We start from the raw sequence: 25,646 nt of genomic DNA, 5'->3' as shown, positions 1-25,646 counted from the left end.
CGCAGCCACAGTCGACGTCATCCATTTGGATGACGTCGAACGCAGAGTTCTGGATTAACTAAGAGGAAACTTTCTGTTCGGCCGACAGTGCCGAATACCTTCGAAAGTTCAAGAACACCACCAGCGCTACCACCACCAATACCACCATGGTGGCGGTCATCACCGAGAACACCGCGCTGTCGAAGGCCACGCGGGCGTTGGCGCTGATTTCCTCGCCCAATGGGCCCGGCAGTTGCGCGGCGCTGGCCAGTGCGCTGTCGATACCGTCGCGCAGGCCCGCAGGGTCGGTGGCCTGGGCCGGTACGACCAGGGACCGGCTGTATACTGCTGCCATCAGGCTACCCATGAAGGCGATACCCAGCCCCCCACCCAATTCATAGGAAATCTCTTCGGCGGAGGCCGCCATGCCCGCACGCTCGGGGGGCGCGCTGGCCATGATGGTGGTGGAGGCGCCGGTCATGCTCGCCCCTACACAGGCCCCCATGACGAATAGCAACGCCAGTTGCAACGCCACCGCATGGTTGAAGCTGTACATGAACAACCCGATGGCAGCGGCATAGATCAACAGCGCCAGCACCAGGAACCGGTCGCAACGTACCTTGGGCAACAGCCAGCCACTGAGTGGGCCGGCGACGATCGCACCCAGCGAAAGCGGCAGGAAATAAAGGCCCGTCTCGAGGGGGGAAAGGCCGACGACCAACTGCAAGCGCTGGCTCAGGACCAGGTTGACCCCCATCAGACAGCCCGCGGCCGCCAAGCTGGCAATGACCGCCGAGGAAAACGCCGGGCTGCGGAATATCTGCACGTCGATCAACGGGTAGCCACGCTTGCGCTGCCCTCGCACGAACAGCCAGGCGAACCCCAGGCACAGGAGCAAGGCTACCAGGGCCTCGACCAGCGAGGGCTCGGGCTTGGCGAACTCCTTGATCAGGTACGCCAGGCTGATCAGCCCGACCATCGCCTGCAACGAGCCCACCAGGTCCCAAGGGCTGGCGTTGGCCTGCGGGGCATTGTCGATCCAGCGCAACGACAGCACCAAGGCCACCAGGACGATGGGCACATTGATCAGGAACACCGACCCCCACCAGAAGTGCTCCAGCAGCGCGCCGCCCAGCAGCGGCCCTATCGCGGCACCGCCGGAGGCCACGGAGGTCCAGATACCAATGGCGACGCCGCGCTCGCGCTCATCCTCGAAGGTCAGGCTGATGATGGCCAGCGTGGCCGGCATCATCGCCGCCGCACCGACGCCAAGGAAGCCCCTGGCCACGATCAAGGCGGTGGAGGACGGGGCGAACGCTGCCAGCAACGAGGCCAGGCCGAACAGCGCCAGGCCGATGACGAACAGGCGCTGATGACCAATGCGATCACCCAGGGTGCCCGCCCCCAGCAGCAAGCCGGCGACCACCAGTGGATACATGTTGATGATCCACAGTTTCTCGGAGGTCGATGCACCGAGCGCATGGGTAAGCACAGGCAACGCGATATAGAGCACCGTCATATCGATTGCCACCAACAACAACGCAAAAGACACAACGGCCAATACCAGCCATCGCCGATAAGCGTAAAACATTTGGCATTCTCCCTGCCGTGGTTAGCCGGCAATCATTGCCAGCCCACTGTGAAACAAGAGCACCGATCCTAGTTGAGAAACTGTTACATTGCAAAAAATCAAAATATTAAAAAATGTGACTCATGAAAATTCAGACCAACAAAAAATTCAGTCGATAAACCTAAGGGGTCGAAGATATGAACGATAAGAATGTGAGAAATAACTTACGCCACATACCTACATAGAACGCTTGCAATGGCTGAAAACCATTGCTTTCAAACCACCCTCAATATCGCTGTCGGGAAACTCGGGCGGATTGTCCAGGCGCTCGACAAAGGCCAACTCCGGGGCATGTGCCGCCATACCTTCGACCAGGAAGGCCGGTCCGATACCGGGGTCGTTGACGCAGGCCAACACAGTCCCCCCCTCACAAAGCAACTCAGGCAAACGGCGTAGGATTTTCGCGTAGTCCTGCGTCAGCACAAAGCTGCCGCGCTGGAAGGTCGGTGGGTCGATGATGATCAGGTCATAAGGCCCATACTTGCGCACCTTGCCCCATGACTTGAACAGCTCGTGCCCCAGGTACGCCACCCGAGACGCGTCATGGCCATTGAGTCGGTGGTTCTCCCGGCCTCGCGACAACGCGGACTTGGCCATGTCCAGGTTGACCACCTGCTCGGCGCCGCCGGCAATCGCCGCCACCGAGAAACCACAGGTGTAGGCGAACAGGTTCAACACCCGCTTGCCCTGTGCCTGCTCACGCACCCAACGTCGGCCGTAGCGCATGTCGAGGAACAGGCCGTTGTTCTGGCGCACGCCAAGGTCGAGCAAGTACTTCAGGCCGTCCTCGGTCACTTCGCGCTGCTGGCACGGCTCGCCGAGCAACCACTGGCCTGGGCTGTCGGGCAGGTAACGGTGCTGGATCAACACCGCCTGGCCAGTCCATTGCGGGCTCTCGGCCAGTGCCTTGAGCATGGCTTGCAACTCGGCCAGCTGGTCTTCGGCCGGCTCGCGGAACAGCGCCACCAGCAGCACCCCGTCGAGCCAGTCGACGGTGACCTGCTCCAGCCCCGGCCAACACCGGCCACGGCCGTGAAACAAGCGTCGGGTCTCGCGGGGAGCGGGGTCGAGGGCAGTGAGTAGGTGTTGCTGAAGGGTAGCGATAGGCGAAGTCATGGCGGCGTTATGTACGAAAAAGCCAGCATTCTACCCGGTCTGCTCGGCCAGCGCCGTCCGCCCCTGAGGGAATGATGCAACGTCATCAACCCGACCCCAGGTGACTATTTTTTGTACACAAGAATGTAACTATAGGTGCCATTTTTGTGTGCACTTTCCTACAGTAACGCACCACCAGGTTACACAAACCGCTTAACTAAAACTGACTAATCGATCAACTAAATGGCAACTCAAAAAATAAAACTGACCTAGAGGTCAATTTATAACCAATTAATTTCAACAGCTTATATTTCAAACACATAGATTCATAATGATAGCCACTCTCTAATCGGTTCCTCGCTGGCATGGAATTGGCTTTTGTGTGTTCATGTTTTGTATACAAATTTTGCAAAACATAAATACACAAGAACCCGCGACGCCTGCCCTAAACAGGCCGTAGCGCCCAGAACCCAGTGATGCCAACGCCTGCACCGACGAGATGGCGAGCCCGTGCGCATGCCCGCCTCATCGCAGTCTTCGCGCATCAGGAGCCGCCGGAATGAGTAGTAGCCTCGACCTTGCCCCTGAACTATCCGTTGCCAGCACCAGTCCCACCGCCGCGCCCCTGTCCGGCGCTGCCACGCCTTTAGAACTCAGCCCGCGCCTGCACAACCGCGACCTCGCGCCCACCCGCCAGGAAGGCCGGCGCTGGGGCGGCTACAGCATCTTCGCGCTGTGGACCAACGATGTGCACAACATCGCCAACTACTCGTTCGCCATGGGCTTGTTCGCCCTTGGCCTGGGCGGCTGGCAGATCCTGCTGTCGCTGGCGATCGGCGCGGTGCTGGTGTACTTCTTCATGAACCTGTCCGGCTACATGGGGCAGAAGACCGGCGTGCCGTTCCCGGTCATCAGCCGCATCTCTTTCGGTATCCATGGTGCGCAAATTCCGGCATTGATCCGCGCGGTCATCGCCATCGCCTGGTTCGGTATCCAGACCTACCTGGCCTCGGTGGTACTGCGCGTGCTGCTCACGGCGGTGTGGCCACAAGTGGCCGCCTACGACCAGGACAGCATCCTCGGGCTGTCGAGCCTGGGCTGGGTATGCTTCGTGGCGATCTGGCTGGTGCAGCTGGTGATCCTCGCCTACGGCATGGAAATGGTGCGCCGCTATGAAGGCTTCGCGGGCCCGGTGATCCTGCTGACCGTGGCCAGCCTTGCAGCCTGGATGTACTTCAAGACCGACACGCGCATCGCCTGGTCGGTGGCCGAGCCGCTGCAAGGCGTTGATATGTGGCGCAACATCTTCGCCGGTGGTTCGCTGTGGCTGGCGATCTACGGCACCCTGGTACTCAACTTCTGCGACTTCGCCCGCTCCTCGCCGTGCCGCAGGACCATCCGCGTAGGCAACTTCTGGGGCCTGCCGGTGAACATCCTGGTGTTCGCGGTGATCACTGTGGTGCTGTGCGGCGCGCAGTTCCAGATCAACGGGCAGATCATCGACAGCCCGACGCAGATCGTCGCCACCATTCCCAACACCGCCTTCCTGGTGCTCGGCTGCCTGGCCTTCCTGATCGTCACCGTGGCGGTGAACATCATGGCCAACTTCGTCGCCCCGGCCTTCGTGCTCAGCAACCTGGCGCCGCGCCATCTGAATTTCCGCCGTGCCGGGCTGATCAGCGCCACCGTGGCGGTGTTGATCCTGCCGTGGAACCTCTACAACAGCCCGCTGGTGATCGTGTACTTCCTCTCAGGCCTGGGCGCCCTGCTCGGCCCGCTGTACGGCGTGATCATGTCCGACTACTGGTTGCTGCGCAAAGGCCGCATCAACGTGCCGGAACTGTACAGCGAGCACCCTGAAGCGGCCTACCACTACAGCCGTGGCGTCAACCTGCGCGCGGTGGCTGCGTTCATTCCTGCGGCGGTGTTGGCCATCGTGCTGGCGCTGGTGCCGCAGTTCCACAACATTGCGCCGTTCTCCTGGCTGATCGGTGCTGGCAGCGCCGCTGCGCTGTACCTGCTGATCGCCCCGCGCAACCGCCAATACCTCGATGTGAGCGGCGAAGCCATCGCCGTCGACCACAGCAGCCACTGATCAAGGAAATCTGTAGATGCGTATTCTGATCGTTAACGTCAATACCACCGAGGCCATCACCGAGGCCATCGCCGAGCAGGCGCGCAGCGTGGCCGCGCCGGGGACCGAGATCGTCGGCCTGACGCCCTGGTTCGGCGCCGAATCGGTGGAGGGCAATTTCGAAAGTTACCTGGCGGCCATCGCGGTGATGGACCGCGTGCTGGCCTACGACCAGCCGTACGATGCGGTGATCCAGGCCGGCTACGGCGAGCACGGCCGCGAAGGTTTGCAAGAGCTGTTGAACGTACCGGTGGTGGACATTACCGATGCCGCCGCCAGCACGGCGATGTACCTGGGCCATGCCTATTCGGTGGTGACCACCCTGGACCGCACGGTGCCCCTGATCGAGGACCGCCTGAAGCTCTCGGGCCTTTATGACCGCTGCGCCTCGGTGCGGGCTAGCGGCCTGGCGGTGCTGGAGCTGGAGCAAGACCCACGGCGTGCCGTCGAGGCCATCGTCGAGCAGGCCGAACGCGCGGTGCGAGACGACAAGGCCGAGGTGATCTGCCTGGGCTGCGGCGGCATGGCCGGGTTGGATGAGCAGATTCGCCAACGCACCGGCGTGCCGGTGGTCGATGGCGTGAGCGCGGCGGTGACCATCGCCGAGTCGCTGGTGCGCTTGGGGTTGAGCACCTCCAAGGTACGCACCTATGCCACGCCCAGGGCCAAGAAGGTGGTGGGCTGGCCGATGAGGGTGGGGCGGTAGGCTTTATCCGATGCTGAGCCATCGCGAAGCAGGCTTGTTCGCGATGGCTAGGGCTGGGCTTGCAAGATGTCGGGGGTCGCGGGCAGACCATCAATGATGGTGACGTCGAATACCTGTTCGATCACCTGTTTTGGTCCCTGATTGAGGCTCCAGGTGAAAAACACCAGGAAGCCAAGCATGAACACGAAAAGCAACGACCCCACGACACTCTGCATCACACCCTTCCAGAAGCCTGGGCGAGCGCTTCTGATTTCGCCATCGGCCTTGCTGGCATAGAAAGCTTCAAGCTCTGCTGCTTGCTTCTCTAGAGACACATATAGAAACCCCTGAGATAACAAATCCGCCTGACGTCGGTAGCTTTCCAGCTGCGTGGGGCTGTTGCTCAGATGGTGGAAATGGCTCAGATCTTCATCATCAGGATCCCGGCCATGGCGCTCTTTGAAGGATTGGATGAACTCGATTTTCTGCCGTTTATATAACGAGTAGGCCACGACACCGAGCATGCCTTCCTCGTGGGTGACGAGCATTGAGTAGATGGTGTTGAAACCTTTACGGGCCATGCGTAATCAGCCTTCACGCAGCCGGGTATACGCTAGCTCGAATGCTGCTCTGAGCTCGGCTCGGGTCTTGCGCGCGCTGGACACCACGCCAAGCAGCTCTTGTGGAAGATCAGGCTCCAACGCCACCCCACTTTCGCAGAGCCGTGCGTTGGCAGCCTTGACCACTTTGGAAGAGAAGTAGGACTTGATAGGCATTCGTAGACTCCTGATTACCGACCCGGTAATCGTAAAGTCCTGAAGCTCGTGTCTCAATGACAGGGCACAAGCTCAAGCTGTAGCCCGAATCGCTGATTCGCGTCAGCCTCTGCCTACATTCATCAGGTTGGGCAGGTCTTCGCCCCGCCATCCAATCCCTGCCGCACGTTGCGGCTGAGCAGGCTGGCCTTGCCGTCGTGCCAGGTCAGGGTGATTACGTAGAGGGTGTCGAAATCCTCGCCTTGCCAATCGTCGATGATCACACGTTTCTCGCCCAAGGCCTTGCCGGCCACGGCATTGAGCAGGTCGGGCAGATAGCCGTGGGACCAGGCGGTATAGACGGTCGCATTGCGGTACTTGGCGCTCAGCAGCTCATCGGCCAGATCGTTGTAGTCGTTGGCACCGAAATCGATATTGACCGGCAGACCCAGGCGAATGGCGCTGGGGGTGATGGTCATCAGCGGGCGGATATAGCTATAGCGCAGGTCTTGGCTACCCTCTTCCACATGCCGCGACGGGTTGGCCGCGAACACGTAGTCGGCGTCGCCGAAACGCTCGGGCAGCAGCGTGGCAAGGTCCAGGGCGCGGTTCAGGCCTTGGCAATTCAGTTGGCCCAGACCTTCGCTGGGTTTCTCTGCGTGGCGCATGAACACCAGGGTCTGGGTGCCATCGGCAGGGTGGTCGTGGCTTTGGACCATACCGAGGGTCAGAGGTACCGCCACAGCGGCAAGGGCTGCACCGAGCAGCAGGTGGCGACGTCGCAGGTACTGCATCAACTTCATGGCTAGGGGTCGTCCGGCAAAAGGCGGGGCATCCTTGCCTGTAGTTCATCCCTGCGGCGGTCCGGTGCCGGGCACCGACCGCCCGATAGGGCTCGTCCTTGGGGTTCCGTCCTTGGGCAATAGCCACTCTAGAGAAGCTGTATTGCCAAATTACGACTGTGCCGAAACAAGCTTTAATCGTCTCGGGTCAGCACTTCGAGCACTTCGACAACAAAAGTGAGGTCAGAGTTCGGCGGTATCGAACCTACTGACCTTTCGCCATAGCCCAAATGCGCCGGCACCTGCAATTTGCGCTTGCCGCCTACGCGCATGCCCATCAGGCCCTGGTCCCAACCTTTGATGACGCGGCCGGTGCCGATCACGCACTGGAATGGCTTGCCGCGCGACCAGGATGAGTCGAACTCGCTGCCATCGGCCAGCCAGCCAGTGTACTGGGTGGTGATCAATGCGCCCTTGACCACGGCCTTGCCGTCGCCTTCTTGCAGGTCGGTGATCTGGAGTTCGTTGCTCATGCTGGCCTCTTGCGCGGGTGAATAGTACGAGGCGGCCCTTTTCGCAGGAATGCCGGGCTTTGGCAAGACTCAGCCGAGTTGCTCGAAGGCCTGCTCGCCGGTGAGCTCGGTGGTTTGGTTGGCAAAGCAGTACCAGGCGGGTTTCTGCTCGACGAAGATTTGCAGGTTGAAGTCCCAGGCCTCGTCGCCGTCGAACAGGCCTGCGGGAATGGCGTAGGACGTCTTGTCGGTAAGGCGGTAGTAAAGGTGGGTGCCACACTGGCCGCAGAAGCCGCGCTGGGCCCATTCGGAAGAATCGTAGACGCTTGGCGCGCGGCCTTCGAAGGTGGGGGCGTGGTCGCTATGCACGCACAGCAGCGGGCCGCCGGTCCATTTGCGGCACATGCTGCAATGGCAGGCGCTGACCTGGGGTTCGTCGATAAGGATGCGCAACGTGGTGGCGCCGCACAGGCAGGTACCCTGTTTTTCCAGTGGCATGTTGGAGGCTCCGTGCTGAGGGAAGGATTGCCAAGTATAGCGGGGGCTGTGCGGGCCTCTTCGCGGGACAAGCCCGCGATGAGGCCCGCACAGCCGCACCTAAGTCATAGATACACCGTGCCCCGCATATACAACGCCGCACGCCCACTGATCACCACCCGCCCATTACCCGGCACCTCGCACTGCAACTGCCCTTTGCGCGCCCCGCCCTGCTCGCAGCTCAGCGTGGTCTTGCCCAGGCGCTCGGCCCAGTACGGCGCCAGCGAGGTGTGCGCAGAACCGGTGACCGGGTCTTCGTTGATACCCACGCGCGGCCCGAACCAGCGAGTGACGAAATCGAAGCCTCGGCCCGGCGCCGTCACCGCGATACCCCGCACATCGAAGACCGACAACGCGGCGAAGTCCGGCAGCAAGGTGGCGATCAGCTCGGCATCGTCGATCACCAGCACGTAGTCATCGGAGCGATACAGCGCGCGCGCCTCGGTCAAGCGCAAGGCGTCGAGCAGGGCCTGGGGAATGTCCACCGGTTGCGGATCCTTGGCCGGGAAGTCCATGGCCAGCAGGCCATCGGCGCCGCGGCTGACGCGCAGCTCGCCACTGCGGGTGTTGAAGCGCAGCACCTCGGCCTGCTCGTCCAGTTGCTCGAACAACACCCAGGCCGCTGCCAGCGTGGCGTGACCGCACAGGTCCACTTCCACCGCCGGGGTGAACCAGCGCAGGTCGAAGGTTTCGCCGTTGCGCACGAGGTAGGCGGTCTCGGACAGGTTGTTCTCTTCGGCGATACGTTGCAGTTGCGCATCTGGCAACCAGCTTTCCAGCCGGATCACCGCCGCAGGGTTACCACCAAAGGGTTCGGCCGAAAAGGCATCGACCTGGAAGATTTGAAGCTCCATGCAAACACTCCTGGTTTCGAAAAAGGGCTTACTGACGCACCGGGGTCAGCACCGGCTCACCGGCGAAGAACGCTTGCAGGTTACGCAGCACCAAGGTCACGGTATCGCGCGCCGCCTCCGGCGACTGGCCCGCCACGTGGGGGGTCAGCACGGTATTGGTCAACGCTTTCAAGGCATCGGGCACAGCAGGTTCGTCATCGAACACATCCAGCCCGGCGCCAGCGATGGTGCCTTCGGTCAAGGCCTGGACCAGGGCCTGGGTATCGACCACGCTGGCACGGGCGATATTCACCAGGTAACCCTCGGCGCCCAAGGCCTTGAGCACCGGCCCGTCGACCAGGTGCCGGGTGCCCGCACCGCCTGGGGTGGCGACTACCAGGATGTCGACGTTCTCGGCCAGGTGCAGGGGGCTGTCGTACCAGGTGTAGGGCGATGCCTCGCGGGGTTTGCGGCTGTGGTAGCTGACATTCATGTCGAAGCCTTGCGCCGCACGCTTGGCGATGGCCTGGCCGACGGCGCCCAGGCCGACGATACCCAGGCGCTTGCCGCTGATCGACGGGGTGATGACCCGGTTCCACTCGCCACGCCGAGTGCTGGCATCGGCCCGGGGAATGTCGCGCAGCAGCGCCAGCAGCAGGGCCATGGTGTGGTCGGCGACGGCCGAGGCGTTGGCCCCAGCGCCATTGGTAACGGTGATACCGCGCGCGGCCGCCGCGCGAAGGTCGACTTGTTCGTAGCCGGCGCCGATCACGCAGATGATCTGCAACTTGGGCAGTGCGTCGATCTCGGCGGCGGTGAGCCCCAGCGGGCCACGGGTGAGGACTGCGTCGACCTCCTGGGCATGGCGGGCGATGGCGTCGGCGCGCAGTTGCGCAGTGGGGGCACGTATCAGGCGGTAACCGGCCTGTTCGAGCAATGGGAGGTAATCGTTGACGGTTTCTACCAGCACCAGAACGGTCTTGCTCATGCCACCCTCCGAATCAATGGGAAGGGGCATTATGCCAGTTCGTCAGTTGCCTGTGAGCTACTGCCCGAACGCCCGGCCCAGACCACCCGGCACACCGCTGGCATCGGTTTCCTGCCATGGCCCGTTGGGGCTCAGTGACCAGCTCCAGCCGTTATTCCAGCGGTAATAGGTGCGCTGGCGGTAGAAGGTGTTGGGCTGTTTCTCCAGCACATACACGCCGAGCTTCGGGTCCCAATGGCTGGCGCCACCGGGCGGCGGCGCGAAGCTTGCGGAGGTGCGCGGCATGGGCTTGGGAATCGCGGCAGGCTTGCCTGGTTGGGGCGCAGGCTTGCTGCCTGGCAGGGGCGTTACCACCGGCCCCTGGCGCGGTGGGATGGTCTCGATCGGCGGCAACGGCTCTTGCTGCTCGGTCGGCGGGTGCACCGTACACGCGGACAGCCCCATAGCCAAGGCGATCAGGGTCAGGCGTACGGGACTGTTCATGGCGTGGCTCTCTTACTGGTCGGGGCGGTCGATGGTCAGGTGCTGCAGGCCCTGGCCACGGCTGGGAATTGGCGCGCCCTGGCCGATCCACTCGCCTTGGGTCGGCTGGCCGGCGCGCGACACGCGTGCAACCAGTTGGACTTCACTGAAGTCCGACAGTTTCATCTGTGCCAGCATCGCATCGGCATCGGAAAGCTCCACCTCGATCGGCAACTGCGCCACGCTCACCCGCTTGGCCGCCAGCGGCATGGGCGGACCATTGCTGGCGCGGGCGAAGATGAACACGCTGTCGTCCGGCTTGACCTTGTCCTTGAGCGCTGCTGCCAGCTCTACCCGCACCGTCAGCTTGGCGGCTTCGACCGGCTTGCCGCCGGCGGCCTTGAGGCGTTCGGTGGCGCGGTCGATACCGCCTTGCAATGCCGCACGCGACGCGTCGCCCTCAGGCAATTGCAGGCTCAGGCGCTGCCAGTAGTCGATGGCCTCCTGGTAGCGCGCCTGCTCGAAGGCCGCGATGCCACGCAGGCCAAGGCTGGTGACGTCGTTAGGGTCGGCCTTGAGCGCTTCGTCGGTCAGCGCCTGCAACTGTGGGGTCCACTGCTTGTTGGCGGCGAAATACTGGGCCTGGGCCCACTGGCCCAGCAGGTCTGGCAGGCGACCGGCCAGGGCCACGGCGCGCTCGAATACCTTGGCAGCATCCGCCGGGCGCTGCTCGGCCATGTAGGCGCGACCAAGGAAGTACAGGCCCTCGACCGAATCCGGCTGGGCCTGCACGGCGCGCTCGAGGCGGCTGATCATGTCTTGCGGCGACTGTGGTGCCTGGGCGAACTCCTGGGTCAGTTCAACCTTGTCGGCCGCGCCGTAATGCAGGTAGAGCCCCAGCCCCAGCAACGGCACCAGCAGCGCAACCACGATTGGCAGCGCCTTGCCCAGGTGGCCCTGGCGCAGTGGCTCGGCGCCCTCGGTATCGGCCAGCAGCTCGCGGGCGGCTTCGTCGCGGCCCTTGGCCAGTTGCGCTGCGTCGAGGGTGCCCGCGGCCTGCTGGGCCGCAAGCTCGGCGATGCGCTCCTGGTACAAGGCGACGTTCAGCGCGGTACGGTCTTCTTCGGCCTGCTGGCGGCGACCACGCAGGATGGGCAACAGCAGGAATGCCAGGGCAGCGAGCAGCAGCAGGCCCGCACTCAGCCAGAATTCAATCATGGGTAGGTTCTTTATCCAGCAGTTTGGCGAGACGCTCGCGTTCGTCGGTAGACAGCTCCGAGGTTGCAGCCGGGCCTTGGCTGCGGCGCTTGCGCACGATCAGCGCCAGCACCACGAAGCCACCGGCCAGGAGAATGCCCGGGCCGAACCACAGTAACCAGGTACGCCCGTCCAGGGCCGGCTTGTAGCGCACGAAGTCGCCATAGCGGTCGACCATGAAGTCGACGATCTGCTCGTTGTTCTTGCCCTCGCCGAGCATGCGGAAGATTTCCCGGCGCAGGTCGGCGGCGATCGGCGCATTGGAGTCGGCGATGTCCTGGTTCTGGCACTTGGGGCAGCGCAGTTCCTTGGTCAGTTGCTGGTAGCGCTCGCGCTCGGCATCGTCGCGAAACTGGTAGGTGTCGATGGCCGCCTTGGCCACACCGGCCAGGCTCATGCCCAGCACGGCCGCTGCCAACCAGCGCTTCATGGCTGGGCCTCGTCGACCAGGCCCTGGTACAACGGCGCCAACTGCTCGCGCCACACGGTGGCATCGACGATGCCCACATGCTTGTAGCGGATCACGCCCTGGGCATCGATCAGGAAGGTTTCCGGGGCACCGTACACGCCCAGGTCCAGGCCCAGGGTGCCTTGCTCGTCGCGGATACCCAGCTGGTAGGGGTTGTGGAACTCCGCCAGCCATTTCAGCGCGGCGGCATTGTCGTCCTTGTAGTTGATGCCGTGGATCACCACGCCCTGCTGGGCCAGTTGGTTCAGGAACGGGTGCTCGACCTTGCACGCCGGGCACCAGGTGCCCCACACATTGACCAAGGCCGGTCGGCCCAGCAGGTCGGCCTGGGTCAGGGTCCGCCCGCCCTCCTGCACTTCGGGCAGGGAGAATGCCGGGAACGGCTTGCCGATCATTGCCGAGGGCAGCTCGTCGGGCTTGAGGAACAGGCCCTTGTAGAGGAACAGCGCCATCAGCAGGAACACTGCCAGTGGCAACACCATGATCCAACGCTTCATGCAGGGGCTCCAGACATGCCCAGGGCGTCACGCACCCGGGCCTTGACCTTGACGCGGTAGCGCCGGTCGAGGGCCGCCAGGAAACCGCCAAGGCCGGTCAACAGACCGCCCAGCCAGATCCAGCGGACATAAGGCTTGATATGTACCCGCACCGCCCAGGCGCCGTTTTCCAGGGGCTCGCCGAGGGCGACGTAGAGGTCGCGGGTAAAGCCGGCATCGATACCGGCCTCGGTCATCATCGATTGCTGCACGGTGTACAGGCGTTTCTCCGGGTGCAGCACGGCGATCTCGCGGCCTTCTCGAGAAACACGAATAGTGCCTTTGTCGGAAATGAAGTTCGGCCCCTCGAAGTGCTTGGCGCCTTCGAACAGGAAGTGATAGCCGCCAAGCTCGACGCTTTCGCCCGGTGCCATGCGCAGGTCGCGTTCGGCGCTGTTGTTGCTGGACATCACCACGCCCAGGGCGCAGACCGCCAGGCCCAGGTGCGCCAGCTGCATGCCCCAGTAGCTGCGGTTCAGGCCGCGCAGGCCCTTGAGCAGGCCCTTGTGGCGGGTCTTGTCGAGGATGTCGCGCACGCCGCCCAGCACCACCCAGGCGGCCAGGGCAAACACGGTCAGTGCCGGCCAGTCGAAGTCGTCGACCAGCCACCCGGCCAGCGGTGCGATGATCGCGCTGCCGATCAGCACCGGGGTGAGCATGCTGGCCAGCCACTTGCCGGGGGTGTCTTTCCAGCGCACCAGCACGCCGATGGCCATGACCACCATCAGCAGCGCCATCAGCGGCAGGAACAGGGCATCGAAGTAAGGCGGGCCTACCGACAGCTTGGCGCCGGTCAGGGCATCGAGCACCAGTGGGTAGAGGGTGCCGAGCAGAATCATCGAGGCCGCCACCACCAGCACCAGGTTATTGGCCAGCAGCAGGGTTTCCCGCGACCACAGGGCAAAGCCCACCTGGCTCTTGACCACGGGTGCGCGCAGGGCGAACAGGGTCAGCGAACCGCCGACCACGAACAACAGGAAGATCAGGATGAACACGCCGCGCGACGGGTCGGAGGCAAAGGCGTGCACCGAGGTCAGCACCCCGGAGCGGACCAGGAAGGTGCCCAACAGGCTCAGGGAGAAGGCGGCGATGGCCAGCAGCACGGTCCAGCTCTTGAACACCCCGCGCTTCTCGGTGACCGCCAGCGAGTGGATCAGCGCCGTGCCCACCAGCCAGGGCATGAACGAGGCGTTCTCGACCGGGTCCCAGAACCACCAGCCGCCCCAGCCCAGTTCGTAGTAGGCCCACCACGAGCCGAGGGTGATGCCGATGCCGAGGAAGGCCCAGGCGACGATGGTCCAGGGCCGCGACCAACGTGCCCAGGCGGCGTCCAGCCGCCCGCCGAGCAAGGCGGCGATGGCGAAGGCGAAGGCCACCGAGAAGCCCACGTAGCCCATGTACAGCATCGGCGGGTGGACGATCAGGCCGAAGTCCTGCAGCAGCGGGTTGAGGTCGCGGCCGTTCATTGGCATCTGCGGCAGCAGGCGCTCGAAGGGGTTGGAGGTGATGATCAGGAACGACAAGAAGCCCACGCTGATCATGCCCATCACGGCCAGCACTCGCGCCAGCATCACCTGCGGCAACTGACGCGAGAACACCGAGACAGCGAAGGTCCAGGCCCCGAGAATCAGGGCCCAGAGCAGCAGCGAGCCTTCGTGCGCGCCCCACACGGCGCTGAACTTGTAGTACCAGGGCAGCGCGGTGTTGGAGTTGTTGGCGACGTAGGCGACCGAGAAGTTGTCGGTCATGAAGGCGTGGGTCAGGCAGGCGAAAGCGAACGCCAGGAAGGCGAACTGCCCCCAGGCGGCCGGGCGGGCCAGGCTCATCCACAGGCGGTCGCCGCGCCAGGCGCCGAGCAGCGGCAGGGTGGCCTGGACGATGGCGAAGCAGATCGCCAGGATCATCGCCAACTGGCCCAGTTCCGGAATCATCAGCGTCGCGTTCATGGCTTGGCCTCGTAGTTGGCGGCCTTGCCGCTCTCCTGCAACGCCTTGGTCACTTCAGGCGGCATGTACTTCTCGTCGTGCTTGGCCAGCACTTCGTCGGCCACCACCACGCCCTCGGCGTTGAGCTTGCCCAGGGCGACGATGCCCTGCCCTTCACGGAACAGGTCGGGGAGGATGCCGCGGTAGGTGATGGGTACCGACTTGCTGAAGTCGGTGACCACGAAGCGCACGTCCAGCGAGTCGGGCGAGCGCTGTACCGAGCCCTTCTCGACCATGCCGCCGGCGCGGATGCGGGTGTCCAGCGGCGCTTCGCCGTTGGCGATCTGGGTGGGGGTGTAGAACAGGTTGATGTTCTGTTGCAGAGCGCTCAGGGCAAAGCCCACGGCGACGCCGACCCCGACCAGCAGGCCAAGGATGAGCAACAGGCGTTTCTTGCGCTGCGGATTCACTGGTTGTTCTCCCGGCGCAGGCGACGCGCCTCTTCTTGCAGGTAGCGACGGCGCGCGGCCAGCGGCAGGGCGACATTGAGCGCCAGCACCGCCAGGCAGATGCCGTAGGCCGACCACACGTACAGGCCATGGTGGCCCATGGCGAGGAAATCACTGAAGGAGGCGAAACTCATCGCACGGTCTCCCGGCCCAGGCTGCTCAGCACTTCTTCGCGCACCCAGCTGGCACGCGCCTCGCGCTTGAGCACTTCAAGGCGCATGCGCAGCAGCAGCACGGCACCGAAGAAACAGTAGAAACCCAGCACCGTCAGCAGCAAGGGCAGCCACATCTCGGCGGGCATGGCAGGCTTTTCGGTGAGGGTGAAGGTCGCGCCCTGGTGCAGGGTATTCCACCACTCCACCGAGTACTTGATGATCGGGATGTTCACCACGCCGACGATAGCCAGCACTGCGCAGGCCTTGGCGGCGCTGTCGCGGTTACTGATGGCCTGGCCCAGGGCAATGATGCCGAAATACAGGAACAGCAGGATCAGCATCGAGGTCAGGCGCGCATCCCACACCCACCAGCTGCCCCAGGTCGGCTTGCCCCAGATGGCCCCGGTGACCAGCGCCACGGCGGTCATCCAGGCGCCGATGGGCGCGGCGCATTGCAGGGCGACGTCGGCCAGCTTCATCTTCCACACCAGCCCCACCACCCCGGCCACCGCCAGCAGCACGTAGCACGACTGCGCCAGCATGGCCGCCGGCACGTGGATATAGATGATGCGGAAGCTGTTGCCCTGCTGGTAGTCCTGGGGCGCGAAGGCCAGGCCCCAGGTGAAGCCGACCAGCAACAGCAGCGCAGCGGCAAGGGCCAGCCAGGGCAGCATGCGGCCGCTGATGGCATAGAACCATTTGGGGGAACCCAGTTTGTGGAACCACGTCCAGCTTATTTTCATCAGGGTACATCTCAGGGTATTGGCCGGGCTTGGGCGCCCAGGACTCGTTATTCGCCGACGCTGATCTTGAGGCCAGCCGCTATCGCAAAGGGTGCCAGGGTCACGGCCAGGGCCGTCAGGCTGGCCAGCCACAGCAAGTGGCCGGTCGCGGGCATATTCTGCAACGCGGCCTGCAACGCGCCACTGCCCAGGATCAATACAGGGATATACAACGGCAGAATTAGCAACGCCAGCAACAAACCGCCGCGCTTGAGCCCCACCGTCAACGCTGCCCCCACTGCCCCCAGCAGGCTCAGCACCGGGGTGCCCAGCAGCAGCGAGCCGAGCAGCACCGGCAAGCAACTGGCTGGCAAACCCAGCATCAAAGCGAGCAGCGGCGCCAACAATACCAGCGCAAGCCCGGAAAAAGTCCAGTGCGCCAGCACCTTGGCCAGCACCAGCAACGCCAGCGGATGCGGTGACAGCACCCATTGTTCGAGCGAACCGTCCTCGAAATCGCTACGAAACAGGCCGTCCAGCGACAGCAAGACCGCCAGCAGCGCCGCCACCCACACCAGGCCAGGGGACAAGGTTTGCAACAATTGCGTTTCAGGGCCAACCGCCAGCGGGAACATCGCCACCACGATGGCAAAGAACACCAAGGGGTTGGCCAACTCTGCGGGACGACGGAACAGCAAGCGCGCTTCGCGGCGCAGCAACAGGATGAATACGCTCATGCGGCCCACTGCCCCAGGTTCAGTTCGCGGTAGCCCGAGGGACGTCGTTCGAGCGGGTGGTGGGTGGTCAGCACCACCGTGCCGCCTTGCTCGCAGTGCGCCGCCAGGTGCGCCTCGAGCTGGGCCACCCCTTGCTTGTCGAGGGCGGTGAAGGGCTCGTCGAGAATCCACAAGGGCGGGCTGGCCAGGTGCAAGCGGGCCAAGGCCACGCGGCGTTGCTGGCCGGCCGAGAGGGTATGGCACGGCACATCTTCGAAACCGCGCAGGCCCACCGCCTCCAGCGCCTGCCAGATGGCCTGGCGTTCGGCCGGTTGGTGCAGCGCGCAGAGCCAGGCGAGGTTTTCCTCGGCGCTGAGCAGGTCCTTGATGCCCGCAGCGTGGCCGATCCACAGCAGGATACTGGCCAGGGCATGGCGTTGCTCGCTCAACGGCTGGCCGCCGAGCAGGATCTGCCCGGCGGTGGGCTGCATCAACCCGGCCAACAAGCGCAACAGGCTGGTCTTGCCGCTGCCGTTGGGGCCGCTGACCTGCAGCATGTCGCCGGGGCGCAGCTCGAAGTCCAGGTACTCGAAGAGCAGGCGCCAGTCGCGCTCGCAGGCCAGGCCCACGGCTTGGAGGTGAAGGGTCACGGTTTCGCCTTATGCTGTTGTATCGCTGTAGGTCGGTGTTGCCTGCTGGCGGGTGAACCCGACCTAGAGCCGTTGTCTCAAGTCACTCCATGCCCTGCCGTTATACTGGCAATGGCAGGCGGCCCGCATTATTACACGCACTGACCCGCTGCCAAGAGGGCTGGACCGACAGGTTGTATACAATCATGACCGAAATCAATAGTCTCCCTGCACAAAGCACCCTCGCACCGCACATTGCCAAGGCAGCGATGACCGGCGAACTGCTGCGCCTGCTGCAACCCCAGCCAAACCTGTTGCCCGCAGGCTCCACCGCCCAGGCCGAGGTATTGAGCCTGCGCCAGGTGGGCCAGGACTTCCAGATGCTGCTGCGCCTGACCCTGCCCAATGGCAACCGGGCCCAGGTGCAGACCACCGCCCCGCAACCCCTGCCCCAGGGCAGCCAGGTCACGGTCAGCCAGCCCGAGAGCAACCGCCTGGCGGTGCTGCTACAGCAAGCCAGCGCCAGCAACATTGCCACCCTCACCCAGCTCGACACCAGCAAGATTCCTCTCGGCACCCTGTTGCAGGGCAAGGTGCTGACCAGCCAGGCGCTGCCCAGCGATCCTGGGCAAGCGACGGTGTTCCGTTCGCTGGTCAACCTGCTCAACAGCAGCCAGGCCGGGGCCACCTTGGCCATCGACAGCCCGCGCCCGCTGGCGGTCGGCAGCCTGCTCAGCGCCTTGGTGCAGAGTGACCAGTCGTTGCGCTTCGTGCCTTTGAGCGGGCGCCAGGACCAACTGACCATCGCCCAGCAACTGCCGGCCCAGCAAAGTCGCCAGGCCTCGCTGCCCGGCCTGCTCACGGCCTTGCAGCAAATCAACAACACCTCCGGCGCCGGCGCTGAACTGCGCGGCCTCGCCGAGCGCCTGCTGGCCAGCCTGCCAGATGCTCGTCAATTGTCCGACCCCAAGGCCGTGGCCCAGGCCCTGAACAACAGCGGTGCGTTTCTCGAAGCGAAACTGCTCGGCGGGCTGGGCGCCACCCTGGCACCGGACCTCAAGGCTCAACTGGTGCGACTGGTGGCCCAGGCCCAGGCCGCCACGCCCAACGCCGCCTTCAACCCGGTCAGCCTGCCTGCTACCGTGGCCCAGGCCCTTCCAGGCATGGTGCGCGGCGCGCTGGGCATGCTCGACCGGGTCAGCCCGCGCCCGCAACCCGGCATGTTCCCCCTGCCCTCGCGACAGCTGCAAAGCCTGGAAGACAAAGGCGACCTGCAACAGTTGCTGCGCCTGGCCGCTGCCGCTATCTCTCGCCTGCAGAGCCATCAACTGGCCAGCCTGCAACAGACCGGTACCACCGAGAGCGGCAACCTGCAGACTACCTGGCAAACCGAGATCCCCATTCGCCACGGCCAGGACTTCATCCCGTTGCAGGTCAAGCTGCAACGCGAGGATACCCCCGAGCAGCAGGCCGACGCGCAACGTGAACAGCGCAACCCGCTGGAGTCGCTGTGGCGTATCGAGCTGGCCTTCGACCTGGCGCCGCTGGGCCCATTGCAAGTGCAAGCGCAATTGAGCCAGGGGCGCTTGTCCGGGCAACTGTGGGCCGAACACCCGGCCACCGCAAAATTGATCGACAGCCAACTGGCCAACCTGCGCGAACGCCTGCTGGCCCGGGGCCTGGATGTCGGCGAGCTGGAATGCCACCCAGGCACCCCGCCGCAAGGCCCGCGTACCCGTCTGGAACAACGCTGGGTGGATGAAACCGCATGACTGCCAAACAACCCCGCCAGGCCATCGCCCTGACCTACGATGGCCAGCAGGCCCCGACCCTCAGCGCCAAGGGCGATGACGAACTGGCCGAGGCCATCCTGGCCCTGGCCCGCGAGCACGAGGTGCCGATCTACGAGAACGCCGAACTGGTACGCCTGCTGGCGCGCCTTGAGCTGGGCGAGCAGATTCCCGAGGCGCTGTACCTGACCATCGCCGAGATCATCGCCTTCGCCTGGCAACTGCGTGGCAAGGTGCCGGTAGGCTTCGACGACGCCCCGCCCACCGAGCGCGACATCACCCCCGACATGCCACGTCTGCCCGGTAGATAACCCACTACCACGGTTGCGCCCGGCATCTGGTTCACCTTCGCGGTTTTTCCCATCGCAGAGGTGACACCATGGCAATTCCCTACCTGAGCCCGGCAGCGGTCGGCTTCGCCCGCCACCATCTGGCCGATTTTCCGCGCCCGGACCAAGCCGCCCGAGACACCTTGGCCCACTGGCTGCCCAGCCAGGGCGTCGATCTCGCCCCTGAGCAGATCGACGCCGTCACCCTGCATTACCAGGAAGGCAGCGACTATGGCTGGACGGGTATCGTCGCCTAGCGCCAGAGCATCACCCAGGCGCTACTGGGCAACTGGCAGGCCGAGCGCAACCTGGAAGCAGTCCCGCACTTGCTCGGCCCAGACCAACCGCAAGGCAGCGACCGACAGATACGCATCATTGACGCCCTGCGGCCGCCGTCCGAACCCGGCGCCCAGAACCACTACGTGCTCAGTGGCTTCTTCCGTCGCACCGAGCCACAACGCTATGACCACGAAACCTTCGTCAACCTGCCGGTAGCAACGCTCGAAGCCTTCACCTGGCAGCAGGACTTCGCCAATGCCTACAAGGCCACCCTGGACACCTACTGGAACGATCACTTCGACGCCTACCGCCAATGCCTGAAGCTCAACTTCATCGCCGCGTGCAACAAGCAGGCGGCCGAGGGTAGCCTGACCCGCGAGGCGGTGACGCTCGCCTGGCAAGTGGCGGGCCTGCAAACGCCACCGGCTCCCCTCCAGGCCCGTGCCTTGAACGTCTATGGCTACCCGGCCACCGACCTGCTGTGCTTCAGGCGCAAGGACAGCCTGCTGCTGTTGCTGTACATACCCGGCAACGCCTCGCCCCTGCACGCGTTCGACAGCGAGGCGGCGATGCAGGACTGGTTCGCCGAGCAGTGCCGCGACCCGGCCAGGCGCGCAGCGCTCGAGGCTCACTTCAACGCCGCCGACACCCCCGACGGCTTGAGCTTCAGCGGCCTGGGCACTGCGCTCAATGGCCTGGCGGCATACCCCGAGCCCTATCGCCTCGACAGCGACCGCCCAGGGTTCACCACCGACGGCATATGGACGCCGCGCGAGTACGTCAATTACAAGATGAAGACCTACAGCCCGCCGCTAACCGGCGAATTGTTCGAAGCCCTTGCCGACCGTTATCGCACGCGCAGCTACCACGATGCGGACTTCCTTATCGAAAGCGACAGTGCAGTAACCAAGGCCCGCTGGGCAGGCTACCTCAGCGCCGCCATGACCTACCTCGCGCCGTTGGCGCTGGCGGTTCCGGCACTGTGGCCGCTGTTCGCCGCTGGCGGCATCGCCCAGTTCGGCCTGGGCCTGGACAGGGCAATCAACGGCAAGTCGATGCAGGAGCAAGCCGAAGGCGTGAAGGCCTCGGCGTTCGGCCTGCTCAATGCCTTGCCGGTAGTACAGGACCTGGCCCAGGAAAAGCCGCTGCTGTTCCGCTTCTGGCAAGACCGCTTCGTCGCCCCAGGGCACATCAATGACCAGCTTGGCTACTCGCTCGGCCCGATCACCCCACCGCACTGGCCAGACCCACAAGTGCTGGCCTTGTTCGACGAACCGGTGACGCTCGCCGCGTTGCCCGATGCCAACCCCGACATCGCCCGGCTGGTCGAGCGGACACCGCTCTATACCGGCCAGACCGACGAGTTGCGGATAGCGTTCATCGAAGGCTTCCAGGAAACGGCCTGCTATGACTTGGTAGAGGATGCGTTCATGCGCATGGAAGACCTGAACGAAATTTCGCCGCAGTACTACTGCGCTACGCCCGGTGCAGACAGCCTCATCCCAGTGCCCAGCGATCGGGTCGTGACCGATGCCACCCGCATGAGCAGCCTGCGCGCCATGGGCATCGATCTGAAACTGCCCTTCGACCTGCAACTGCCCGACAAGCAAACCCTCGACCCCATCCCTTCCCAGGTCATGAGTTTCTGGGTCGGCGACAAAGTAATCAGGGATGACATATTGCGCAACATCGCCCAGAACAGCAGCCGCTTGGAGCAGTCCACCTTTGCCTATCGCTTGTACCTGTCGAGGGCAACGCCCGCCGCCTTCGAGGAAAACCTGCGGCTGCTGGGCCAGCACGCCCCCAACCTTGAGGTGCTGGCGCTAGAAGAACAGCCCTTCTACCTCGCGTTCACGCAAAGCCGTTACTTCGATCAATTCACGGCTGCCATGAGCGGCCCTGGCAGCAACTTCGCCAGTGCCACGGACATCCTGCGTTACCAGGCAATTCTACATGAAGGTGGGCTGTACATGGACATCGATGACGCCGTGCTCGTGGCCGGTGAGCCGATCACTGCATCGCAACTGAGCAAATCGCTGGACCAGCTGGACCTGCGCGCCGCTGCGGACGGTTTGCTGCTCAACCCCCCGATGTCCAATGCGAGCATGCACATGGACTGCCTCTACAACAACAGCCTGATCGGCAGCCACGCGGGCAACCCCGTGCTGGAGGCAGTTTCCGAGGAAATCCATCGCCGCTTGCTCGAGGCGCCGGACTTCTACACGCAACCTCGGCCCTTGCTCGAGGAAGACCCGGTGGCTTTCGGTGAATACGCGCTCAAGCTGCGCGACCTCACCGGCCCAGGCGTGCTGAGCCATGTGGTGGATCAGCGGCTGCCGGAGCTTGCGGCCTTGCGCCAGGTATTCAATGCCATGAGCATGGGCACGCGACAGCTCTTCAGCGTGGTGGACCTGGCCCGTTTCAGGCAGGCATTGGACCAGTACCTGCCGCTGGACCAGGCAGTTGCAGTGGGGGGGTTGAAGTCCTGGGCGCGCGCCTGATAGCAAAGTACCTGGCGTCTGTTCGAAATCGCTGGCCAACAAGAAAACCGGGGCATATGCCCCGGTTTTCATTGAGTGCGGTGCAGCTTGCTCATCAGCTCCGCCTCGGCCTGGGTCAGGCCGCAGCTTTGCGTCAGTTCCTCGACACTGGCGCCCATGCCCACCAGCTTGGCCGCCTGCACGAAGGTGACACTGTTGGGGTCGCGCTGCTCCAGTTGCAGGAGCTTTTCGGGCAACGGCGCCACCGCCGCACGCAGCTCGTGGATAGCCTCACCCATGCGCACGCTACCGTTCTGGTAGTCATCCAGGCGCTTGGCCAGGTCCTTGATGCGCTGGTCACGCAGGGCATCACCCACCGCCTGCTGGGCGGCCACCTCGCGCTGGCGCTTGCTGTAGTTGAGGAAGAACCACAGGCTCAGCGCCCACAGCAGCGCCAGGAAGATGACAGCAACCTCGAAGATCAACTCAGATGTTCTCCAGCTCGGACCACTCTTCCTCGGTCATCATCTTGTCCAGTTCGACCAGGATCAGCAGCTCGCCATTCTTGTTGCACACGCCCTGGATGAACTTGGCCGACTCTTCGTTGCCCACGTTCGGCGCGGTCTCGATTTCAGACTGACGCAAGTACACCACTTCGGCAACGCTGTCGACCAGGATCCCGACCACCTGCTTGTCCGCCTCGATGATCACGATACGGGTGTTGTCGGTGACTTCGGTAGGCACCAGGCCGAAGCGCTGGCGGGTGTCGATCACCGTCACCACGTTGCCGCGCAGGTTGATGATGCCCAGCACGTAGCTCGGCGCGCCCGGCACCGGTGCGATCTCGGTGTAGCGCAGCACTTCCTGCACCTGCATCACATTGATGCCATAGGACTCGTTGTCCAGCTTGAAGGTAACCCACTGCAGGATCGGATCTTCGGAACCTTGTGCAGACGACTTTTTCATTCCCCTAGCCCTCTAAACCCGCCGTTGGCGGTGTGTGCGGTATGGCCGCGGCAGTAGCGGCGTTGTGTTATGTGTGTTTGGTGTTCAGTTGCTTGACCGCACCACTGGCGATCAGCTCGGCCAACTCGGCAACATCGAGCAAGGCGCACATGTGCTCGATCACCGTACCGGCCAGCCACGGGCGCTGGCCGCGGTGGCTGCGCCACTTGATCTCGGACGGGTCCAGGCGCAGCGAACGGCTGACCTGGTGCACCGCCAGCCCCCACTCGTAGCCCTGCACGGAAATCACGTACTGCAGGCCCTGGCGCAAATCGTCGCGGTAGCGGTCGGGCATCACCCAACGCGCGGTGTCCAATACTTTCAGGTTGCCAGCCTGGCAGGTGAGGATGCCAAGGAACCAGTCCGGCTGGCCGAACAGTGGTGTCAGCTCCTGGCCCGCCAGGCTGTAGATCGAGCCCAGGCACACCAGCGGCACGGCCAGGGTCAGGCCGGCGACGTCGAACAGCAGGCACTCGAAGGGTTCTGCGGCCCAGGCGGGGCGACCGTCGCCGGTGGCCGGTGGCACGGGCAGGTTTGGCGCGGGCAGATGCACTTCGACCAGCGGCGCCACCGGCTCGATGGTTTGGGTCTCGGTCAGGACCGGGATAGCCGCCTCGGCCACCACCTGGTCCTCCACCACACTGAGCACCGGCTCCACCGGGGCCAGCACCGTCGGCAATACCTTGGCGACCGGCTCGGCAAAAGGCCTTGGCGCCACCGGCGGCGCGGCATGGCGCTGGGCATCGCGGGCCTGCTCTTCGCGCACGGCAGCGGCGAATTCGTCGACCGGCGCCTGAACCGGCGGCGCCAGCGCTTCAGGCTCGGGCAAGTCGAGGGTTTCGGTGGCCTCCTGAAGCAGGCCGTCCAGGTAGGTCTGCAAGGCCAATTGCGGTTTGCTGGTGATCCGGGCTTGGTTCATCAGGCCACCTGCAACGCGTTGCGGTAGGTCAACAGGTGCTTGAGCAGCGCCCGGTAGGCGGTCACGCCACGGCTCTTGCCGTCGAACTGCGAAGGCGTGACGCCATTGCGGCTGGCATCGCGCAGGCGCGTGTCGACCGGAATGTAGCCCTGCCAGACCTGCTCGCCATAGGTGTCGCGCAGCACCTTGAGGGTGCCGAGCGAGGCCTGGGTGCGGCGGTCGAACAGGGTCGGGATGATCTGGTAGGGCAACGCCTGCTTGCGCGAGCGGTTGACCATCGCCAGGGTACCGACCATGCGCTCCAGGCCCTTCACCGCGAGAAACTCGGTCTGCACCGGGATCACCAACTGCTGGCTGGCGGCCAGGGCGTTGACCATCAGCACACCGAGCAATGGCGGGCTGTCGATCAAGGCGAAGTCGAAATCCTGCCAAAGCTGCGCCAGACTCTTGGCGATCACCAGGCCCAAGCCACCCTGCCCCGGCGACTGGCGCTCGAGCACCGCCAACGCGGTGCTCGACGGCAGCAGCGAAATACGCTCATGGCTGGTCGGCAGCAACAACTGTCCCGGCAAGCCCTCGGGCACCGCACCCTTGTGCAGAAACAGGTCGTAGCAGCTGTGTTCCAGGGCATCGGGGTTATGCCCGAAATAGCTGGTCATCGAGCCGTGCGGGTCGAGGTCGACGACGACCACGCGCTTGCCCGCCTCAGCCAGCAGACCGGCCAAAGCGATGGTGGTGGTGGTCTTGCCTACGCCACCTTTTTGATTGGCTACTGCCCAGACTCTCATCGTGCGTTGCTTCCTCCCGGTATGGTCAAGTGCCCTGCCGGGAACGGTTCTATAGGTTCGGTGACGGAGAATTGACGGGATTGCGCCCGACCGCCGTGGCTGACGATGGCGGTGCACTTTGTGTGCCAGCCCGTCGCAACGCAGCGTCCGGTGTCGCGTTGGCACTGCCCGAGCCGGTCAGGCTGCGGCGCACCTCCAGGTTACGGGAAATCACCAGCACCACCCGGCGGTTACGCGAACGGCCGTCGGCGGTGTCGTTGCTGGCCACCGGCTGGTACTCGCCATAACCCACCGAGGCCATGCGCCCCGGGCTCACGCCTTCCATGGCCAGCAGACGCACGATGCTCGCCGCACGCGCCGAGGACAGCTCCCAGTTGGTCGGGTACTGGGCCGTGCGAATCGGCAGGTTGTCAGTGAAACCTTCGACATGCACCGGGTTGGCGAACGGCCTGAGAATCTTCGCCACCTTCTCGACGATATCGAAGGCGATATCGCTGGGCATGGCATCACCGCTGCCGAACAGCAGCGCCGAGTTGAGTTCGATCTCGACCCACAGCTCGTTGCCGCGCACGGTCATCTGGTTGGAGCTGATCAGGTCGCCGAAGGCTTCGCGCACATCCTCGGTGATGGTCTTGAGCGGGTCGGCACTGTTCTGCGCCAGGGCCGCGTCGGTCTGCTCGCTGTCCTTGACCAGCGGCTCGGCCGGTTTGACCGTGACCGGGCGCTCGTCACCGATGGGAATCGGC

At 64.1% G+C, this 25,646-nt stretch carries 30 protein-coding genes; 6 read left to right on the top strand and 24 right to left on the bottom strand.

Translation table 11 applies throughout. From position 1 onward, the window contains the following. Positions 1-58: 58 nt before the first annotated feature. Both ACQKPE_RS13510 and ACQKPE_RS13505 read right to left on the bottom strand, forming a co-directional pair. Entirely contained in the window at positions 59-1,570 is a 1,512-nt protein-coding gene (locus ACQKPE_RS13510; RefSeq protein WP_427666529.1) for an MFS transporter, read from the bottom strand. 216 nt (positions 1,571-1,786) lie between these two features. Further along, the gene (locus tag ACQKPE_RS13505; RefSeq protein WP_427666527.1) at positions 1,787-2,725 is read right to left on the bottom strand and encodes a class I SAM-dependent methyltransferase; all 939 of its coding nucleotides are present in this window, start codon (positions 2,723-2,725) and stop codon (positions 1,787-1,789) included. A gap of 538 nt (positions 2,726-3,263) precedes the next feature. Between ACQKPE_RS13505 and ACQKPE_RS13500 the strand changes: the two genes are divergently transcribed. Both ACQKPE_RS13500 and ACQKPE_RS13495 read left to right on the top strand, forming a co-directional pair. After that, positions 3,264-4,799 (top strand): NCS1 family nucleobase:cation symporter-1, encoded by a 1,536-nt coding sequence (locus tag ACQKPE_RS13500; protein ID WP_427666526.1) that lies wholly within the window; start codon positions 3,264-3,266, stop codon positions 4,797-4,799. Positions 4,800-4,815: 16 nt separating this feature from the next. Continuing rightward, complete coding sequence (locus ACQKPE_RS13495) at positions 4,816-5,544, top strand: aspartate/glutamate racemase family protein (protein ID WP_427666524.1); 729 nt, start codon at positions 4,816-4,818, stop codon at positions 5,542-5,544. Between the two features lie 47 nt (positions 5,545-5,591). On the opposite strand, the gene ACQKPE_RS13490 is transcribed toward ACQKPE_RS13495, so the two are convergent. From ACQKPE_RS13490 to ccmA, 17 genes are all read right to left on the bottom strand, one after another. Beyond that, positions 5,592-6,104 (bottom strand): hypothetical protein, encoded by a 513-nt coding sequence (locus ACQKPE_RS13490; protein WP_427666522.1) that lies wholly within the window; start codon positions 6,102-6,104, stop codon positions 5,592-5,594. 6 nt (positions 6,105-6,110) lie between these two features. Continuing rightward, the gene (locus ACQKPE_RS13485; RefSeq protein ID WP_427666520.1) at positions 6,111-6,299 is read right to left on the bottom strand and encodes a hypothetical protein; all 189 of its coding nucleotides are present in this window, start codon (positions 6,297-6,299) and stop codon (positions 6,111-6,113) included. 122 nt (positions 6,300-6,421) lie between these two features. Next, positions 6,422-7,081, bottom strand: a complete 660-nt coding sequence (locus tag ACQKPE_RS13480; protein WP_427666518.1) for a histidine phosphatase family protein — start codon at positions 7,079-7,081, stop codon at positions 6,422-6,424. Positions 7,082-7,254: 173 nt separating this feature from the next. After that, positions 7,255-7,593 (bottom strand): FKBP-type peptidyl-prolyl cis-trans isomerase, encoded by a 339-nt coding sequence (locus ACQKPE_RS13475; protein WP_427666517.1) that lies wholly within the window; start codon positions 7,591-7,593, stop codon positions 7,255-7,257. 69 nt (positions 7,594-7,662) lie between these two features. Then, on the bottom strand, positions 7,663-8,070 hold the full coding sequence (locus tag ACQKPE_RS13470) for a GFA family protein (RefSeq protein WP_427666515.1): 408 nt from the start codon (positions 8,068-8,070) through the stop codon (positions 7,663-7,665). A gap of 104 nt (positions 8,071-8,174) precedes the next feature. Further along, positions 8,175-8,963 (bottom strand): PhzF family phenazine biosynthesis protein, encoded by a 789-nt coding sequence (locus ACQKPE_RS13465; RefSeq protein ID WP_427666513.1) that lies wholly within the window; start codon positions 8,961-8,963, stop codon positions 8,175-8,177. 28 nt (positions 8,964-8,991) lie between these two features. Then, positions 8,992-9,930 carry a 2-hydroxyacid dehydrogenase gene (locus ACQKPE_RS13460; protein ID WP_427666511.1) on the bottom strand — a complete coding sequence of 313 codons (939 nt, stop codon included), beginning with the start codon at positions 9,928-9,930 and terminating at the stop codon, positions 8,992-8,994. Between the two features lie 57 nt (positions 9,931-9,987). After that, entirely contained in the window at positions 9,988-10,413 is a 426-nt protein-coding gene (locus ACQKPE_RS13455; RefSeq protein ID WP_427666510.1) for a hypothetical protein, read from the bottom strand. Positions 10,414-10,425: 12 nt separating this feature from the next. After that, positions 10,426-11,610 carry a c-type cytochrome biogenesis protein CcmI gene (gene ccmI, locus ACQKPE_RS13450; protein ID WP_427666508.1) on the bottom strand — a complete coding sequence of 395 codons (1,185 nt, stop codon included), beginning with the start codon at positions 11,608-11,610 and terminating at the stop codon, positions 10,426-10,428. After that, positions 11,603-12,079, bottom strand: a complete 477-nt coding sequence (locus tag ACQKPE_RS13445; protein ID WP_427666506.1) for a cytochrome c-type biogenesis protein — start codon at positions 12,077-12,079, stop codon at positions 11,603-11,605. Before ACQKPE_RS13445 ends, ccmI begins: the two co-directional genes overlap by 8 nt. Continuing rightward, on the bottom strand, positions 12,076-12,615 hold the full coding sequence (locus ACQKPE_RS13440; protein WP_427666504.1) for a DsbE family thiol:disulfide interchange protein: 540 nt from the start codon (positions 12,613-12,615) through the stop codon (positions 12,076-12,078). The genes ACQKPE_RS13445 and ACQKPE_RS13440 overlap by 4 nt, the downstream gene beginning before the upstream one ends. Next, complete coding sequence (locus ACQKPE_RS13435) at positions 12,612-14,585, bottom strand: heme lyase CcmF/NrfE family subunit (protein WP_427666543.1); 1,974 nt, start codon at positions 14,583-14,585, stop codon at positions 12,612-12,614. The genes ACQKPE_RS13440 and ACQKPE_RS13435 overlap by 4 nt, the downstream gene beginning before the upstream one ends. An 11-nt stretch (positions 14,586-14,596) precedes the next feature. Beyond that, on the bottom strand, positions 14,597-15,049 hold the full coding sequence (gene ccmE / locus ACQKPE_RS13430) for a cytochrome c maturation protein CcmE (protein WP_427666502.1): 453 nt from the start codon (positions 15,047-15,049) through the stop codon (positions 14,597-14,599). Further along, entirely contained in the window at positions 15,046-15,222 is a 177-nt protein-coding gene (ccmD, locus tag ACQKPE_RS13425; protein ID WP_375101224.1) for a heme exporter protein CcmD, read from the bottom strand. The genes ccmE and ccmD overlap by 4 nt, the downstream gene beginning before the upstream one ends. Beyond that, positions 15,219-15,986, bottom strand: coding sequence for a heme ABC transporter permease (locus tag ACQKPE_RS13420; RefSeq protein WP_427666499.1), 768 nt, complete (start codon positions 15,984-15,986; stop codon positions 15,219-15,221). Before ACQKPE_RS13420 ends, ccmD begins: the two co-directional genes overlap by 4 nt. Before the next feature lie 47 nt (positions 15,987-16,033). Continuing rightward, entirely contained in the window at positions 16,034-16,702 is a 669-nt protein-coding gene (ccmB, locus tag ACQKPE_RS13415) for a heme exporter protein CcmB (RefSeq protein ID WP_427666497.1), read from the bottom strand. Further along, a complete protein-coding gene (gene ccmA / locus ACQKPE_RS13410) occupies positions 16,699-17,331 on the bottom strand; it encodes a cytochrome c biogenesis heme-transporting ATPase CcmA (protein ID WP_427666496.1) in 633 nt (210 codons plus the stop codon). Before ccmA ends, ccmB begins: the two co-directional genes overlap by 4 nt. 185 nt (positions 17,332-17,516) lie before the next feature. Here ccmA and ACQKPE_RS13405 point away from each other — a divergent pair, with 185 nt between their 5' ends. The 4 genes from ACQKPE_RS13405 (at position 17,517) to ACQKPE_RS13390 (ending at position 22,209) form a co-directional block, all read left to right on the top strand. Beyond that, positions 17,517-19,082: a flagellar hook-length control protein FliK gene (locus ACQKPE_RS13405; protein ID WP_427666494.1), complete on the top strand. Its 1,566-nt coding sequence runs from the start codon at positions 17,517-17,519 to the stop codon at positions 19,080-19,082. Continuing rightward, complete coding sequence (locus tag ACQKPE_RS13400) at positions 19,079-19,411, top strand: EscU/YscU/HrcU family type III secretion system export apparatus switch protein (protein ID WP_427666492.1); 333 nt, start codon at positions 19,079-19,081, stop codon at positions 19,409-19,411. Before ACQKPE_RS13405 ends, ACQKPE_RS13400 begins: the two co-directional genes overlap by 4 nt. A gap of 68 nt (positions 19,412-19,479) precedes the next feature. Then, complete coding sequence (locus ACQKPE_RS13395) at positions 19,480-19,686, top strand: hypothetical protein (RefSeq protein ID WP_427666490.1); 207 nt, start codon at positions 19,480-19,482, stop codon at positions 19,684-19,686. A 69-nt stretch (positions 19,687-19,755) separates the two neighbouring features. Further along, a complete protein-coding gene (locus ACQKPE_RS13390) occupies positions 19,756-22,209 on the top strand; it encodes a dermonecrotic toxin domain-containing protein (protein ID WP_427666488.1) in 2,454 nt (817 codons plus the stop codon). A gap of 68 nt (positions 22,210-22,277) precedes the next feature. On the opposite strand, the gene ACQKPE_RS13385 is transcribed toward ACQKPE_RS13390, so the two are convergent. From ACQKPE_RS13385 to ACQKPE_RS13365, 5 genes are all read right to left on the bottom strand, one after another. Next, entirely contained in the window at positions 22,278-22,673 is a 396-nt protein-coding gene (locus ACQKPE_RS13385; RefSeq protein WP_427666486.1) for a DUF2802 domain-containing protein, read from the bottom strand. A gap of 1 nt (position 22,674) precedes the next feature. Then, the gene (locus tag ACQKPE_RS13380) at positions 22,675-23,154 is read right to left on the bottom strand and encodes a chemotaxis protein CheW (RefSeq protein ID WP_427666484.1); all 480 of its coding nucleotides are present in this window, start codon (positions 23,152-23,154) and stop codon (positions 22,675-22,677) included. A 67-nt stretch (positions 23,155-23,221) separates the two neighbouring features. After that, complete coding sequence (locus ACQKPE_RS13375) at positions 23,222-24,112, bottom strand: chemotaxis protein CheW (protein WP_427666483.1); 891 nt, start codon at positions 24,110-24,112, stop codon at positions 23,222-23,224. Continuing rightward, the gene (locus ACQKPE_RS13370) at positions 24,112-24,900 is read right to left on the bottom strand and encodes a ParA family protein (RefSeq protein ID WP_427666481.1); all 789 of its coding nucleotides are present in this window, start codon (positions 24,898-24,900) and stop codon (positions 24,112-24,114) included. Before ACQKPE_RS13370 ends, ACQKPE_RS13375 begins: the two co-directional genes overlap by 1 nt. A 49-nt stretch (positions 24,901-24,949) precedes the next feature. Next, positions 24,950-25,646: OmpA family protein (locus tag ACQKPE_RS13365; protein WP_427666479.1), on the bottom strand; the 697-nt coding region annotated here is incomplete at its 5' end.

Source organism: Pseudomonas sp. NPDC089554 (assembly GCF_050280645.1).
Classification (GTDB): Bacteria; Pseudomonadota; Gammaproteobacteria; order Pseudomonadales; family Pseudomonadaceae; genus Aquipseudomonas.
This window is presented reverse-complemented; position numbering and strand designations above follow the sequence as displayed.

What these genes read in the sequence shown, in the direction of transcription:
- ACQKPE_RS13510 (WP_427666529.1), bottom strand. Translation starts at nt 1,570, where the DNA reads ATGTTTTACGCTTATCGGCGATGGCTGGTATTGGCCGTTGTGTCTTTT.
- ACQKPE_RS13505 (WP_427666527.1), bottom strand. Translation starts at nt 2,725, where the DNA reads ATGACTTCGCCTATCGCTACCCTTCAGCAACACCTACTCACTGCCCTC.
- ACQKPE_RS13500 (WP_427666526.1), top strand. Translation starts at nt 3,264, where the DNA reads ATGAGTAGTAGCCTCGACCTTGCCCCTGAACTATCCGTTGCCAGCACC.
- ACQKPE_RS13495 (WP_427666524.1), top strand. Translation starts at nt 4,816, where the DNA reads ATGCGTATTCTGATCGTTAACGTCAATACCACCGAGGCCATCACCGAG.
- ACQKPE_RS13490 (WP_427666522.1), bottom strand. Translation starts at nt 6,104, where the DNA reads ATGGCCCGTAAAGGTTTCAACACCATCTACTCAATGCTCGTCACCCAC.
- ACQKPE_RS13485 (WP_427666520.1), bottom strand. Translation starts at nt 6,299, where the DNA reads ATGCCTATCAAGTCCTACTTCTCTTCCAAAGTGGTCAAGGCTGCCAAC.
- ACQKPE_RS13480 (WP_427666518.1), bottom strand. Translation starts at nt 7,081, where the DNA reads ATGAAGTTGATGCAGTACCTGCGACGTCGCCACCTGCTGCTCGGTGCA.
- ACQKPE_RS13475 (WP_427666517.1), bottom strand. Translation starts at nt 7,593, where the DNA reads ATGAGCAACGAACTCCAGATCACCGACCTGCAAGAAGGCGACGGCAAG.
- ACQKPE_RS13470 (WP_427666515.1), bottom strand. Translation starts at nt 8,070, where the DNA reads ATGCCACTGGAAAAACAGGGTACCTGCCTGTGCGGCGCCACCACGTTG.
- ACQKPE_RS13465 (WP_427666513.1), bottom strand. Translation starts at nt 8,963, where the DNA reads ATGGAGCTTCAAATCTTCCAGGTCGATGCCTTTTCGGCCGAACCCTTT.
- ACQKPE_RS13460 (WP_427666511.1), bottom strand. Translation starts at nt 9,930, where the DNA reads ATGAGCAAGACCGTTCTGGTGCTGGTAGAAACCGTCAACGATTACCTC.
- ACQKPE_RS13455 (WP_427666510.1), bottom strand. Translation starts at nt 10,413, where the DNA reads ATGAACAGTCCCGTACGCCTGACCCTGATCGCCTTGGCTATGGGGCTG.
- ccmI (WP_427666508.1), bottom strand. Translation starts at nt 11,610, where the DNA reads ATGATTGAATTCTGGCTGAGTGCGGGCCTGCTGCTGCTCGCTGCCCTG.
- ACQKPE_RS13445 (WP_427666506.1), bottom strand. Translation starts at nt 12,079, where the DNA reads ATGAAGCGCTGGTTGGCAGCGGCCGTGCTGGGCATGAGCCTGGCCGGT.
- ACQKPE_RS13440 (WP_427666504.1), bottom strand. Translation starts at nt 12,615, where the DNA reads ATGAAGCGTTGGATCATGGTGTTGCCACTGGCAGTGTTCCTGCTGATG.
- ACQKPE_RS13435 (WP_427666543.1), bottom strand. Translation starts at nt 14,585, where the DNA reads ATGATTCCGGAACTGGGCCAGTTGGCGATGATCCTGGCGATCTGCTTC.
- ccmD (WP_375101224.1), bottom strand. Translation starts at nt 15,222, where the DNA reads ATGAGTTTCGCCTCCTTCAGTGATTTCCTCGCCATGGGCCACCATGGC.
- ACQKPE_RS13420 (WP_427666499.1), bottom strand. Translation starts at nt 15,986, where the DNA reads ATGAAAATAAGCTGGACGTGGTTCCACAAACTGGGTTCCCCCAAATGG.
- ccmB (WP_427666497.1), bottom strand. Translation starts at nt 16,702, where the DNA reads ATGAGCGTATTCATCCTGTTGCTGCGCCGCGAAGCGCGCTTGCTGTTC.
- ACQKPE_RS13405 (WP_427666494.1), top strand. Translation starts at nt 17,517, where the DNA reads ATGACCGAAATCAATAGTCTCCCTGCACAAAGCACCCTCGCACCGCAC.
- ACQKPE_RS13400 (WP_427666492.1), top strand. Translation starts at nt 19,079, where the DNA reads ATGACTGCCAAACAACCCCGCCAGGCCATCGCCCTGACCTACGATGGC.
- ACQKPE_RS13395 (WP_427666490.1), top strand. Translation starts at nt 19,480, where the DNA reads ATGGCAATTCCCTACCTGAGCCCGGCAGCGGTCGGCTTCGCCCGCCAC.
- ACQKPE_RS13380 (WP_427666484.1), bottom strand. Translation starts at nt 23,154, where the DNA reads ATGAAAAAGTCGTCTGCACAAGGTTCCGAAGATCCGATCCTGCAGTGG.
- ACQKPE_RS13375 (WP_427666483.1), bottom strand. Translation starts at nt 24,112, where the DNA reads ATGAACCAAGCCCGGATCACCAGCAAACCGCAATTGGCCTTGCAGACC.
- ACQKPE_RS13370 (WP_427666481.1), bottom strand. Translation starts at nt 24,900, where the DNA reads ATGAGAGTCTGGGCAGTAGCCAATCAAAAAGGTGGCGTAGGCAAGACC.